This window comes from Sinorhizobium alkalisoli, assembly GCF_008932245.1.
GTDB classification, from domain to species: domain Bacteria; phylum Pseudomonadota; class Alphaproteobacteria; order Rhizobiales; family Rhizobiaceae; genus Sinorhizobium; species Sinorhizobium alkalisoli.
Genome location: NZ_CP034910.1, coordinates 17076 through 29453, shown reverse-complemented (window position 1 = coordinate 29453; position 12378 = coordinate 17076). Strand labels below are relative to the sequence as shown.

Annotated in this window: 12 protein-coding genes and 1 pseudogene; 8 read left to right on the top strand and 5 right to left on the bottom strand. The window is 62.2% G+C overall.

Annotated elements, in window-relative coordinates:
- Positions 1-3 precede the first annotated feature (3 nt).
- The 3 genes and pseudogenes from EKH55_RS17735 to EKH55_RS17725 all read right to left on the bottom strand — a co-directional run bounded on the left by EKH55_RS17735 (position 4) and on the right by EKH55_RS17725 (position 2175).
- Positions 4-648, bottom strand: a complete 645-nt coding sequence (locus EKH55_RS17735) for a DUF6064 family protein (protein ID WP_151612058.1) — start codon at positions 646-648, stop codon at positions 4-6.
- A gap of 24 nt (positions 649-672) precedes the next feature.
- Positions 673-1587, bottom strand: a complete 915-nt coding sequence (locus EKH55_RS17730; RefSeq protein WP_151612056.1) for an aldo/keto reductase — start codon at positions 1585-1587, stop codon at positions 673-675.
- A 106-nt stretch (positions 1588-1693) separates the two neighbouring features.
- A pseudogene (locus EKH55_RS17725) lies at positions 1694-2175 on the bottom strand (VOC family protein).
- Positions 2176-2449: 274 nt separating this feature from the next.
- Here EKH55_RS17725 and EKH55_RS17720 point away from each other — a divergent pair.
- The 5 genes from EKH55_RS17720 (at position 2450) to nadE (ending at position 8893) form a co-directional block, all read left to right on the top strand.
- Positions 2450-3049, top strand: coding sequence for a YdeI/OmpD-associated family protein (locus tag EKH55_RS17720; protein WP_151612054.1), 600 nt, complete (start codon positions 2450-2452; stop codon positions 3047-3049).
- 1042 nt (positions 3050-4091) lie between these two features.
- Positions 4092-6026 carry an asparagine synthase (glutamine-hydrolyzing) gene (asnB, locus tag EKH55_RS17710; RefSeq protein ID WP_151612050.1) on the top strand — a complete coding sequence of 645 codons (1935 nt, stop codon included), beginning with the start codon at positions 4092-4094 and terminating at the stop codon, positions 6024-6026.
- A gap of 20 nt (positions 6027-6046) precedes the next feature.
- Positions 6047-6313 (top strand): acyl carrier protein, encoded by a 267-nt coding sequence (locus tag EKH55_RS17705; protein ID WP_151612048.1) that lies wholly within the window; start codon positions 6047-6049, stop codon positions 6311-6313.
- A 28-nt stretch (positions 6314-6341) separates the two neighbouring features.
- Positions 6342-7889: a class I adenylate-forming enzyme family protein gene (locus EKH55_RS17700; protein ID WP_151612046.1), complete on the top strand. Its 1548-nt coding sequence runs from the start codon at positions 6342-6344 to the stop codon at positions 7887-7889.
- Positions 7886-8893 carry an NAD(+) synthase gene (gene nadE / locus EKH55_RS17695; RefSeq protein ID WP_151612045.1) on the top strand — a complete coding sequence of 336 codons (1008 nt, stop codon included), beginning with the start codon at positions 7886-7888 and terminating at the stop codon, positions 8891-8893. The genes EKH55_RS17700 and nadE overlap by 4 nt, the downstream gene beginning before the upstream one ends.
- Positions 8894-8969: 76 nt before the next feature.
- Here the strand turns inward: nadE and EKH55_RS17690 are convergent, their stop codons facing one another.
- Entirely contained in the window at positions 8970-9500 is a 531-nt protein-coding gene (locus EKH55_RS17690; RefSeq protein ID WP_151612043.1) for a flavodoxin domain-containing protein, read from the bottom strand.
- Positions 9501-9757: 257 nt separating this feature from the next.
- Here EKH55_RS17690 and minC point away from each other — a divergent pair, with 257 nt between their 5' ends.
- Genes minC through minE form a run of 3 tightly spaced genes read left to right on the top strand, consistent with a single transcriptional unit; the run spans position 9758 to position 11616 of the window.
- On the top strand, positions 9758-10510 hold the full coding sequence (gene minC / locus EKH55_RS17685; protein ID WP_151612041.1) for a septum site-determining protein MinC: 753 nt from the start codon (positions 9758-9760) through the stop codon (positions 10508-10510).
- 33 nt (positions 10511-10543) lie between these two features.
- On the top strand, positions 10544-11359 hold the full coding sequence (gene minD, locus EKH55_RS17680) for a septum site-determining protein MinD (RefSeq protein WP_069461124.1): 816 nt from the start codon (positions 10544-10546) through the stop codon (positions 11357-11359).
- The gene (minE, locus tag EKH55_RS17675) at positions 11356-11616 is read left to right on the top strand and encodes a cell division topological specificity factor MinE (RefSeq protein WP_069461125.1); all 261 of its coding nucleotides are present in this window, start codon (positions 11356-11358) and stop codon (positions 11614-11616) included. The genes minD and minE overlap by 4 nt, the downstream gene beginning before the upstream one ends.
- Positions 11617-11671: 55 nt before the next feature.
- Here the strand turns inward: minE and EKH55_RS17670 are convergent, their stop codons facing one another.
- Positions 11672-12346, bottom strand: coding sequence for a hypothetical protein (locus EKH55_RS17670; protein WP_151612039.1), 675 nt, complete (start codon positions 12344-12346; stop codon positions 11672-11674).
- Between the last annotated feature and the right edge of the window lie 32 nt (positions 12347-12378).

Below are 12378 nucleotides of genomic sequence, written 5' to 3'. Positions count from 1 at the left end.
CCGCTATCGGTCGCCTGCCAGCAAGAGCGTGAGCGTTGCGACAATGGTGGCGAACGGCGCCCAGGCGCCGGCATCCTGCAGCGCCCACAGCGTGAGCCCGCTGAAGGCACACCAGAGGAGCGGAATCGGCAGTAGAAGCCAGGGCGGTTTGGGCGAGAGCGCCAGCACGCCGCCGAGCGTCGTCGCCACGGTTGGATCAGGCATCAGGCCGAAGACTTCGGCCGAGGCGAGGGAGCGGCCGGCAAGGGGAGCCAGTAGAGGATAGGCGACGAGCCCGAAGAGCATCAGGCCGATGCCGCCATAATACCGCTTCGCCTGCGGTGCCGGCCCGCCCGCCCAGCGGCTACTCACGATCAGCAGGCCCGCCTGCAGGAGGAAAGCGGCGGCGGCATAGGACGCCGGCCAATTGATGACGGCATAGCGCGCCCACAGCAATTGCCAGGCGCAGAAGACCCAGGCCACCGCCAGCGCGGGCAGGACGATAGCCCGGTTACGCGTCATCGCGAGGACCAAAGCGAGCAGGCCCCCCGCGATGAAGACGACTTGCAGCGGCCAGACCGCCTGATTGTAACTCTCGACCAGGCGAACGTAGACGCGCGGCGAGAACATCAGGAAGTCCGCAAGATCGTAGGTCGTCCAGATCACCATCAACAGGCATCCTAAGGCCAGACGTCAGAGTGATTCCACATAGCTGGCCATGCGCCGGCGCAAGCCGTGATCCGGCAGGATCCCTGTCGCCGCATCGAGGTTGTCGCGCACATGGTCGACGCGCGTGGTGGCGGGAATGGCGCAGGTGACCGCTGGATGCGAGATGATGAATTTGAGCAGGAACTGCGCCCAGTTGCGCGCGCCCGTCTCGGCAAGCCAGGGCGGCAGGGGCTCGTCTTCGAAACGCCGAATAAGCCTTTTCTGCCGGAAGGGCCGGTTGACGATAACCCCAATTCCCCTCTCTGCGGCCAGCGGCAAGATCCGCTGCTCCACTTCGCGATCGAGAATATTGTAGGTGATCTGAACGAAATCGACCGGCTCCCTTGCCATGATGCGTTCGATCTCTCGATGCCGGCGCCCTTCCGACGTGGTGATCCCGACATAGCGCAGCCGCCCCGCAGCCTTCATGTCGAAGAGCGCCGGCAGGTGCTCCTCCCAGGACACGAGATTATGCACCTGCATCAGGTCGAATGCCGAAACGCCCCAATAGGCTCGCGACGCCTCAATCTGTGCTGAGCCGTGCTGCGGATCGGAAGTCCAGACCTTCTCCGTCGAGAACAGCCTCTTCGGGTGGCCGAGCTTCTTGAGGCCGTAGCCGATCGTTGGCTGTGAAGAGCCGTACATGGGCGACGAGTCGATCATCCGGCCGCCGTGCTCGAAGAAGGCCGCCATCACGGTGGCGCATTCGTCCTTCAGCACCGGGTCGTTCCCGACGTTGAAGGTGATCCAGGTGCCGAGGCCGACCACCGGCATCGCCTCGCCGCTGGACGGGATCGGCCGAGTGAGGACATTGCGCTGCCCGAGCGCGCGGCCTGGCAGAAGCGGCAGCAGGGCACCGAGGCCAAGCGCCTGCAAGGCGATGCGCCGGGTGATTGCCATGGAGCCGCTCCTTCCTGCGCCGAAGACTTGGAAGTCTATCCCGCTTATCGGGCGAGATCATGAGATCCTGCGGCGGGAGCGGCCACGAAGTCGTGAACGGAAGTTCTCAGCCCTTGCCCTGGAACGCGCGCTGGAGCGCGGCGATGTCGAGCTTCACCATGCCGAGCATCGCTTCCGTCGCACGCTTGGCGCTCTCGCGATCGGCACTCATCATCATTTCGCCGAGCACGCGCGGCACGATCTGCCAGGAAAGCCCCCAACGGTCCTTGAGCCAGCCGCATTGTTCCGCCGTGCCGCCATTTCCCAGAAAGGCATCCCAAATGCGGTCGATCTCCTCCTGGCTGTCGCATTCGACCACGATGGAGAAGGCGTGGTTGAAGGCATCGAGAGGTCCGGCCTCGAGTGCGATGAAATTCTGGTTGTCCAGCGTAAACTCGATCACCTTGACGCTGCCGGGGGGGCGCTCGGCGTATCCGCCGGAACGGTGGTTGCCGAGGCCTGATGCGAGTGCGGGATGACCGAGACATAGAAATCCACGGCCTGCTGTGCGTGCTCCGGAAACCAGAGATGGGATATGATCTTGGGCATAGGAAGCTCCTTCGATGCCGTGGGTGCTGCTGCATGTCTGCTCAAGTCGTTCCGACTTGAGGGACGTCCGCTAGGACGTTTCCGCTTGCTCGGAGCCGACAAGCCCTGGACGAATTTCCACGCCGCGGCAACGCGGATGGGGAGTCGCATTTTGCCGCTGCGGCCGGATTGACCGTGACATCCGGATGAATGACAGTCTCCCATTATCCCGGCGGTCGCGGTACGGTGAGCCTGCCTCCACTTGCCAACGTTAACCGAATATGAGGGCCGGCCTGTGACGCCCGTCTATGTCAATCCCGCGACGGTTCGCTCCTTCGAGGATGCAGAGAGCTTTTACCATTGGCTCGGGCAGAATCATGACAAGCAGGATGAAGTCTGGATCAAGATCCACAAGGCGGGCTCCGGGCTCCGATCGATCACGCCCGAGGAGGCCATCGAAGTCGTTCTCTGCTGGGGCTGGATCGACAGTCTGCGAAAGGGCTTCGACGAGAGGAGCTATCTTCAGCGCTTCACACCGCGGAGGCGCAAAAGTATCTGGAGCCGGATCAACGTGGAAAATGTCGCGCGCCTAATCGCAGCGGGCCGGATGACGGAGCATGGGTTGAAGCAGGTCGAAGCTGCCAAGGCCGACGGGCGCTGGGACCGTGCCTATGAGAGCGGGCGGCAGATGAAGATTCCCGACGATCTGCAGGCCGCCATAGATGCCGAGCCGAAAGCCAGTGAAATGCTGGACAAGTTGAGCGCTCAGAACCGCTACGCTCTGGCCTTCCGCCTGCACCACGTGAAGACGGAAGCGGGACGGCGAAAGAAGATCGAAGCTTTTGTCTCGATGCTCAAGCGTGGAGAGACGTTCTATCCGCAGCGTGGGAAGTGAATTCGTCGTGTCTTCCTGCGGGGGCGGCCGGTTCCAATCCGGTCCTGTCGGACTCTGGCCGCTCGGCCTCGAGTTCCAGATGACGTTCGGCGTGGCGCATGTTTTGCCATTCTCTTTCGAGGCGCAGGAACACCTCCGTCGGAATATATCGAGACTGCATGTGAACCCTCCGTGGCGGCTCCCCAGGAACACGCAAGCGCAGCTTTGGTTCCATTTTGCGAATGCTTGGCCGTTGGGGCCGACTGTATGCGGTGGCTACGGCGGCCTCGCAGTTGCAGCGACTTGGCCGAGAGTTGTCGGGCTTTCGCTCGCCATCCGACAGGTTGCTCGAGTGGTGAGGCCGCCGCTGCAGAAACTGCGTTGGCGGCAGCCTCAGGCTTGCGCCTCATAGTGGATTCCACTCCTGGAGTGTCCACTGGTCAAGGTTCAGGTCTTCATCAATAGGTGCGCTGTGGATTACATTTGATGGGTGCGCTTGCCGCAATCGGGCAGCGTATATTTCTGCCATCCATCGCAGGGGTTAACTCGACAGGCCGACCCCATGCATCATCAGGTGATTGCCCAAGCTTCCTATAAGGCGTGCAAGGTCACCGACGCCGCGCCTAGCAGCAGGCATAGGGCCAGGACGGCGGCAATTCCGTATCTCATCATCTTGATCCGGCGTGTGCGTATGCCGGTCCAGTCGTAGCTCATCATGCGCTCCGAGCGATATTGCGCTTCGATGACGAAGATTGAACCGATTTTGTTAAGAAATTGGAAACCAGGGCATCCATTCCATCTGCCTGAGACAGGTGCGGTGTTAAGTCAAGCAATGCACTTGGCTGTGGTCACACAGTGCGATATCCAATGGCTGGGGGTATAAAGTCAAAGTTTAATAAAATGAATGTTGTCTTTGGCGGGAAGTCCGCCGCTTCATCATTTCCGTTCTTTCAGTCTGATTTTAATGATTTACCATCATCGCAGGTTTCTTTCGCGATTAACTCTTGCTGCTTCCATTCCGTCTATAGTCTCGGCGCGATTGGGGTGTGAGAGCAAATCCGGCATGTGCGGTATCAGCGGTTATTTTGGTTCAATTCGAGACGGAAAAACCCTTCTCGAACGGATGACGGCAGCGATTGCCCATCGCGGCCCGGACGAGCAGGGGGTTTTCACCACGCCGCAGGCCGGCCTTGGCCATGTGAGGCTGTCGATCGTCGGACTTGGCGACGGCCAGCAGCCGATGTCGGATGCAAGTGGCGAACTGACGATTGCCTTCAACGGCGAAATCTTCAACTACGTCGAGCTTCGAGACGAGCTAAAGGCCCGCGGCCGGCGCTTTCGCACTTCTAGCGACACCGAAGTGATCCTCCACCTCTATGACGAAATGGGCGAGGACTGCGTCTCATTGCTCAACGGCGACTTTGCCTTCGCAATCTGGGATGGAAGGCGCCGCCGGATGATGCTGGCGCGCGATCGCATGGGCGTGCGGCCGCTGTTCTACACGACACAGGGAGGCACGCTCTACTTTGCCTCCGAGGTCAAGGCTCTGCTCGCAGTCCCCGGTGTGACCGCTGATATCGATCCGATCGCGCTCGACCAGATTTTTACGCTCTGGGCGCCGATCGCACCTCGCACGCCCTTCCGCAATATTCTGGAACTTGAACCGGCCCATCTAATGATCGCCGATGAGCGCGGCGTCGTCACGCGCGCCTACTGGACACTGGAGTTCCCCGAACAAGGCCAAATGCCGGCCTATACCAATGAGGGACTCGCCGCCGACGACCTGCGCGCGCTGTTGAGCGATGCGACCCGCATCCGCATGCGTGCCGACGTGCCGGTCGGGGCCTATCTTTCCGGCGGGCTCGATTCCTCGATCGTCTCGGCCCTTGCGGCCGGCATGACGCCACAGGGGCTTCGGACATTCTCGGTCACCTTCGACAGCGTGGAACACGACGAGAGCGCATTTCAGCTGGAAATGGCCGCAGCCCTCGGCACGGAACACAGCGCCGTTGCCTGCCGGGCGGGGGACATCGCCAGCGTGTTCCCCGAGGTGATCCGCTTTGCCGAACGTCCGATCATCCGCACGGCCCCCGCGCCGCTCTTCCAGTTGTCCGGGTTGGTGCGCGAGGCGGGACTGAAGGTGGTGCTAACGGGTGAGGGCGCCGACGAGGTGTTCGCCGGCTATGACATCTTCAAGGAGGCGCGCGTGCGCCGTTTCTGCGGGCGCCAGCCGGGCTCGCGCCTCAGGCCGCACCTCTTCCGCAAGCTCTATCCCTATCTGCCAGGCCTCAAGCAACAGTCGCCGGAATACCTCGCCGCCTTCTTCGGGGCCGGCGATGAATTGCTGGACGATCCGCTTTTCTCGCACCGGCCGCGTTTCAAGGGCACGGCGGCCACGAAACTCTTCTTCTCCGCCGGGCTGCGCGCGGAGCTCAAGGACTATGATGCGACGGAAGAACTGATCGATCGCCTGCCAAGGGATTTCGGGCGTTGGCATCCGCTGCACCAGGGGCAATATCTCGAAAGCCGATTCCTGCTGCCGGGCTACATCCTTTCGAGCCAGGGCGACCGCATGGCGATGGCGCACGGCATCGAGGGCCGCTTTCCTTTCCTCGACCACCGCCTGGTGGAGTTCGCCGCGAAATTACCGCCGGAGATGAAGCTCAAGGGCCTGACCGAGAAGCACATTTTGCGCGAGGCCACCAAGGATCTCCTGCCGCGCGCGATCGGCAAGCGGACGAAGCAGCCATATCGTGCACCGGACAGTCATTCCTTCGGCGGTCCCGGCGCTTTCGATTACGTTCGCGAGGCGCTGAGCGAGGAGGCGGTCGCCTCCGGGGGCCTCTTCAATGCCAAGGCCGTGGCGAAGCTCCATGAAAAGTGCAGCACGCGGCCGGCTTCGGGCTTCCGCGACAATGCGGCCTTCGTCGGCGTCCTCTCGACGCAATTATGGCTGCAGACATTCACCGGTGCCGGCCGCAAGGCGGCAGCCGCTTGAACCGACAGAAAGGAAAACACATGGCGCAGACGATCAATGACAAGGTCAAGACCTTCATCATCGAAAACTTTCTCTTCGGCGATACCTCCTACGACCTCACCGATACGGCATCGCTGATCGAAAACGACATCATCGATTCGACCGGCGTGCTGGAACTCGTCGCCTTCATCGAGGACCAGTTCGGAATCGCCATGGCCGATGCCGACATCGTGCCGGCCAACCTCGATTCGCTGGCACGCATCACCGGCTTCATCCAATCCAGGGCCGCCGTGCCGGTCACGGCCTGATGCGGCGGCAGAGCGGGGCTTTAAGAGCATGAGGTTCGAGCAATTCCTCTCGAAGAACGCCGCGGCGAATGGCGCGAAGGCGGCGTTGGTCACCGACCGGAGAAGATTGAGCTACGACGAGCTCGACGATCTTTCGAGCCGGCTTGCCGCGGCGCTTTCCGCAACCGGGGTAAAGCGGAACGATCGTGTTCTCGTCTTCATGGACAATTGCTGGGAAGCGGCGGTCTCGATCTTCGCGGTCCTCAAGGCCGGCGCGACCTTCAGCCCGATCAACGCCTCCACCAAGGCCGACAAGCTCGCCTATATCGTCACCGATTGCGAGGCGGCGGCGATCCTGACGCAAGCTAAGCTGATGCCGGTTGTTGCCGAGGCGCGGACGATTTCTTCCGGCCATACTCCCTTCGTCGTCTCGACCGCTGGACCCGGCGGCCGAATGCCTGATGGGGCTCTGTCATTCGAGGAGTGCCTGACGACGGCACGGCCGCCCGCGGCGCATGGCGGCATCGACGTCGACCTTGCCATGCTGATCTACACCTCCGGCTCGACCGGCCGCCCGAAGGGCGTGATGATGACCCATCGCAACATCGATGCGGCGTCGGAGTCGATCACCACCTATCTCTGCAACCGGCCGGACGACGTCATCCTCAACGTCCTGCCGCTCGCCTTCGACTACGGTCTCTATCAATTGCTGATGGCGATCCGTCTCGGCGCCACCCTCGTGCTCGAAAAGTCCTTTGCCTTCCCGCAGGCGATCTTCGAGCGCATTCGCGCGGAAGGTGTCACCGGCTTCCCGCTCGTGCCGACAATGGCCGCGATGATCCTGCAGATGCGCGATCTCGAGCCCGGGTTTCTGCCGAGCCTGCGCTATCTCTCGAACACCGCCGCCGCGCTCCCGCCGGCCCATATCGCGCGGCTCAGGGAACTGTTTCCCTCGGCCCGGCTCTATTCGATGTACGGCCTGACGGAGTGCAAGCGCTGCACCTACCTGCCGCCGGAGCAGCTCGAGCGTAGGCCGGGCTCGGTTGGTATCGCTATTCCCAACACGGAAGCCTTCGTCGTCGACGACGAGGGCAAGCGCGTCGCCCCGGGCGTGGCCGGAGAGCTTGTCATCCGCGGCCCGCATGTCATGCAAGGCTATTGGCGCAATGATGCCGCGACCGCGCAAATGCTGCGCCCGGGCCCGAACCCGTGGGAGAGGGTGCTCCATACCGGCGATCTCTTTCGCACCGACGAGGAGGGCTTCCTCTATTTCGTCGGGCGCAAGGACGACATCATCAAGACGCGCGGCGAGAAGGTCGCACCCAAGGAGGTCGAGACCGTTCTGCACGCCCATCCGGGTATCGCGGAAGCCGTCGTCATCGGCGTTCCGGACCCGGTGCTCGGTCACGCGATCGGGGCGCTGGTGGTCCTCTCGGACGCCACGCTCACCGAAAAGGACATCATCCGCCACTGCGCCCGTCATCTCGAAGATTTCATGGTGCCGAAGATCGTGGAGTTCCGCACCGAACTGCCGAAGACCGACACCGGCAAGGTCAGCCGCAGGCTGGCAGCCGAAACATTGGAGCCCGCCGAATGAATATCCGCCCGGATCAGGAGCGATTTGATTTCTCCGCCGAGACCCTGGAAATCGATGCGGCGGCAGAGGCCGATCGCATCGTTGCGGGACTGCGCGCGCAACTGAGGGGCATGCGCAAGCGCGGCCTCGTGCTCGGCCTTTCGGGCGGCATCGATTCCAGCGTCTCTGTGGCACTTGCGGTACGTGCGGTCGGCGCCCAGAATGTCTTCTGCCTCTTCATGCCGGAAAACGATTCCGATCCGGAAAGCCTGCGCCTTGGCCGTCTGGTGGCGGACACGTTCGGCGTCGAGGCGATTGTCGAGGATATCGGCCCGACGCTTGCGGCGATGGGCTGCTACGAGCGCCGCGACGCCTTCATCCGCGAACTCGTGCCCGACTACGGACCGGGCTGGGCGTCGAAGATCGTCATCGCCAATGCACTCGAGGGCGAGGGCTACAATATCTCCTCGCTGGTGGTGCAGGACCCGACGGGCAATCGTACCAAGCTGCGCATGCCGCCATCGGTCTATCTCGGCATCGTCGCCGCGACGAACATGAAACAGCGCACGCGCAAGCAGATTGAATATTATCACGCCGACCGGCTCAATTTCGCCGTGCTCGGTACGCCGAACCGGCTCGAATACGACCAGGGCTTCTTCGTCAAGAACGGCGATGGCGCGGCGGACGTCAAGCCGATTGCCCATCTCTATAAGTCCCAGGTCTATGCCCTTGCAGCCTATCTAGGCGTGCCCGAGGAAATCCGCCGCCGTCCGCCGACGACGGACACCTACTCGCTCGAGCAGACGCAGGAGGAGTTCTATTTCTCGCTCCCCTACGACCGCATGGATCTCTGCCTTTATGGCCTTAACAATGGCTTGAGCGCCGAGGAGGTCGGCCGCGCCGCGAACCTGACGGCAGTTCAGGTCGAACGCGTATGGGCAGATGTTGCCGCCAAGCGCAAGGCGACCCGGTTTCTGCATCTCGGGCCGCAACTCGTGCAACCGGTCGCAGAGATCGGCGACTGATTCGGACTTGCCGGGCGCTCGTCAAGCGCCCGGCGCGGTCCCGCGACGTCGTCGGCGCGACACTTCCCGAGCATGATTAGCCGGTGATTTCAAGAAACCGGTCGACAAAGTCGCCAAGGGCATCCCAGTCGGTGAATTCGTGATCGCGCTCGGAGATCGCCTGATTGTTGCGATTCATGACGATGAATTTGACGACCTGCTCCTGGAAGTAGTCGTATTCCGTATAGCGCAATGCGCCCCCGAGAAGAAGCGTTGCCCGTGGCTGCCATGCCGTCACGGAGACGAAGCGATCCACGTATTCTTGCGCCTCCGCTCTCCCCTCTTCCAGGGCGGCCGACAGGCTGACGGATATGAACGCCGAGGGCTTCTCGTTCAGTAGGTCGTGATGGGCGAACGCGAAGTTCACCACGGTGTCCTGGTGGTGCTTTTGGTGGACCGACGCAGCAATGATGATCGCTTGAAATTCGTCCAGCTTCAGATCAGGCCCGAGTGCCGCGCTGTTAAGGATTTCGACTTGATGCCCGCGCTCGCGAAGATGCGTTTCCGTCCATGTTGCGATCTTCCGCGTCTGGCCCTCGGTCGTTCCGTACACGATCAGGATCTTCATGATTCCCTCCCAATTCGAAGAGATGTGCGTCCAACCGGCAGGAAGCATGCCTCCATGCACTGCAAGACCCGACGCAACCATATTAATCCATAACGCCTTTGACTTGGAGCAATCTCCACGAAGCGGCGGCGCCGATGGCGTCGACAGATACGAAAGCGAGCGGTTCGGCCCGCTTTTCCAGCCCCGTGCAGGGTAGCGAAATTAACGCTTTGTTAACCGTGACTCGCCTACATCTAGGCAACGGAAAATTAACGTAGATGACCAAAGTGCTAACAGACACCCGCTCCATACGCATCAAGGGCCGCTCGTTCCTTGCACTGGTGCTCTCGCCAGAGCCGCCGCTCGAAACATGGCTCACCCGTCTCGACGATCTGGCCTCGCGCTCTGCCGGATTCTTTCTGGGACGCCCAGTGGTTCTCGACGTCGCGGACATCGAAATCGATCGGGGGCAATTGAAGAAACTGATCGATGAGCTCGGCAAGCGCAATGTCCGAATCATGGGGATCGAGGGCGGGCGTCCGTCACTGTTCGAGCCGGGCATGCCACCAGCGATGCGCGGCGGGCGACCGGCTCCCGATGTCGAAATTCCCACAGCCGAGGCAGGCGCCGATGCGAAGATGGCGGGCGCCGACGAGCTGACGTCAGCTGCCCCTCAGGCGGAGCAGCAAGCGGCGCGGACGATCTCGTCGATCGTCATTCGCGAGCCCGTGCGATCCGGACAGTCGGTGATCTTTCCCGAGGGTGACGTCACGGTCGTCGGCTCGGTCGCCTCCGGCGCGGAGATCATCGCCGGCGGTTCGGTTCACATCTACGGTACGCTCAGGGGACGGGCGCTGGCCGGCTCGGTCGGCAACGCGTCGGCGCGGATTTTCTGCCGTCGGCTCGAAGCGGAGCTGTTGGCGATCGACGGCGTCTACAAGACGGCCGAAGACATGGCCCCCAACCTCCGTGGTCAGGCGGTGCAGCTCTGGCTCGAAGGCGATTCGATCATGGCAGAAAGACTTAACTGAGCCGGCGGCCGGCCAGCAGACAGGAGCGGGAAGATGGCGAAAGTAATCGTTGTGACATCAGGCAAGGGTGGCGTCGGCAAGACGACATCGACCGCCGCGCTCGGTGCGGCGCTGGCGCAGAGAAACGAAAAGACGGTGGTGGTGGACTTTGATGTCGGCCTGCGCAATCTCGATCTCGTGATGGGCGCGGAACGCCGCGTTGTCTATGACATCGTCAATGTCATTCAGGGGGACGCCAAGCTGCCGCAGGCGCTGATCCGCGACAAGCGTCTGGAGACACTCTTCCTGCTGCCCGCTTCGCAGACGCGCGACAAGGACGCCTTGACGCCCGAGGGCGTCGAGCGGGTGATGGGCGAACTCAAGAAGCACTTCGACTGGATCATCTGCGACAGCCCCGCCGGCATCGAACGCGGCGCGACGCTCGCCATGCGCCATGCCGACATCGCCGTTATCGTCACCAACCCGGAAGTCTCCTCCGTTCGCGATTCCGATCGCATCATCGGCCTGCTAGATGCCAAGACCGAACGGGCCGAGCGCGGCGAGAGGGTGGAGAAGCACCTCCTGCTCACCCGCTACGATGCAGCCCGTGCCGAGCGGGGCGATATGCTGAAGGTCGAGGACGTGCTCGAGATCCTTTCGATACCGCTCATCGGCATCGTTCCTGAAAGCACGGATGTGCTGCGCGCTTCCAATGTCGGCGCACCGGTCACCCTTGCCGATAGCCGCAGCGCCCCGGCGCTCGCCTATCTCGACGCCGCCCGCCGTCTCACCGGCGAGACGGTCCCGATGACTATTCCGGGCGAGAAGCGCGGCCTCTTCGGCAAAATATTCGGACGGAGGGCAGCATGAGCATTTTCCGCTTCTTCAATAAACAAACGTCGGCACCGACGGCGCGAGAGCGACTGCAAGTGCTGCTCGCTCACGAGCGGGCGTCGGTCGGCCACTCGGACCTAGTGGCGAAGCTCAGGGAAGAGATCCTCGCCGTCATCGCCAAGCATGTCCAGGTGGATGGCGACAAGGTGAGCGTCAAGATGGACCGCGGCGAGAATGTCTCGACGCTGGAAGTCGATATCGAGATCCCGTTGAAGGCCGTTCGCGCAGCCTGAGCCTGAGCGGCCGGACAGAGTGCCGGCCGTCTTTTCTCGCCCGGATACGGCAAGATCAGAGAATGCAGCCGCACCGCGCTGAATGGGCGTAGGAGATTAGTTCGGCTCGCCGGCCGCACCCATCTGCAAGGAACGCGTCGACGACCGGCAGCACGTGGTCCGGCCGGTGACGTGCCCAATGGCCAAGTCCGTGCAGGGCAGCCTCCTGGCACGCAATCGAGTCGAGCTGCAGCGCTCGGCGCATGACGTCTATCGCGGTCCGGTGCAGGTTGTCGCAATCCGGATCGTCGGGCAGCGCCAAGCAGGGGAAGACGTCCCACCACATATAGCAGACCATATTCAGCGGCTTTGCGCCGGGTTCGTCGATGTGACCCAGTACGGCGGCACATCTCGGTGCGAACAGGTCGGTGAAGATATGCTCGATTGCCGCGACGCAGGTTAACCGTTTCTCAACGGGAGTCGACCCGCTCAAGAACCAACCATTGTCACCCGAAGCGCTGGTGTTCAAGAGATAGGTAAGGCCCTGCGCGATCTGCGCATCGGAAAAACCGGCGAGCGACTGCTCAATCGTTGAAAAGAGTTTGGTAAAGTACTCGATGGCGACAGGCGGCTGCGGGTCCCACCATGGTGGGTTCTCGTCGAAGAACCACGGATTGCCGTGCGCGCGGACCGGCTCGCCAAAGCTGTGCTGAAGCCAGGCCTCATAGCTCAGGTCCCGAACGGCTGGCATCGTGGTCCTCCAGCGAACAATCCTCGAACCCG

Bases quoted from the DNA above. Each gene is read 5' to 3' on its own strand.
- EKH55_RS17735 (WP_151612058.1), bottom strand. From the start codon at position 648: ATGGTGATCTGGACGACCTACGATCTTGCGGACTTCCTGATGTTCTCG.
- EKH55_RS17730 (WP_151612056.1), bottom strand. From the start codon at position 1,587: ATGGCAATCACCCGGCGCATCGCCTTGCAGGCGCTTGGCCTCGGTGCC.
- asnB (WP_151612050.1), top strand. From the start codon at position 4,092: ATGTGCGGTATCAGCGGTTATTTTGGTTCAATTCGAGACGGAAAAACC.
- EKH55_RS17705 (WP_151612048.1), top strand. From the start codon at position 6,047: ATGGCGCAGACGATCAATGACAAGGTCAAGACCTTCATCATCGAAAAC.
- EKH55_RS17700 (WP_151612046.1), top strand. From the start codon at position 6,342: ATGAGGTTCGAGCAATTCCTCTCGAAGAACGCCGCGGCGAATGGCGCG.
- nadE (WP_151612045.1), top strand. From the start codon at position 7,886: ATGAATATCCGCCCGGATCAGGAGCGATTTGATTTCTCCGCCGAGACC.
- EKH55_RS17690 (WP_151612043.1), bottom strand. From the start codon at position 9,500: ATGAAGATCCTGATCGTGTACGGAACGACCGAGGGCCAGACGCGGAAG.
- minC (WP_151612041.1), top strand. From the start codon at position 9,758: ATGACCAAAGTGCTAACAGACACCCGCTCCATACGCATCAAGGGCCGC.
- minD (WP_069461124.1), top strand. From the start codon at position 10,544: ATGGCGAAAGTAATCGTTGTGACATCAGGCAAGGGTGGCGTCGGCAAG.
- minE (WP_069461125.1), top strand. From the start codon at position 11,356: ATGAGCATTTTCCGCTTCTTCAATAAACAAACGTCGGCACCGACGGCG.
- EKH55_RS17670 (WP_151612039.1), bottom strand. From the start codon at position 12,346: ATGCCAGCCGTTCGGGACCTGAGCTATGAGGCCTGGCTTCAGCACAGC.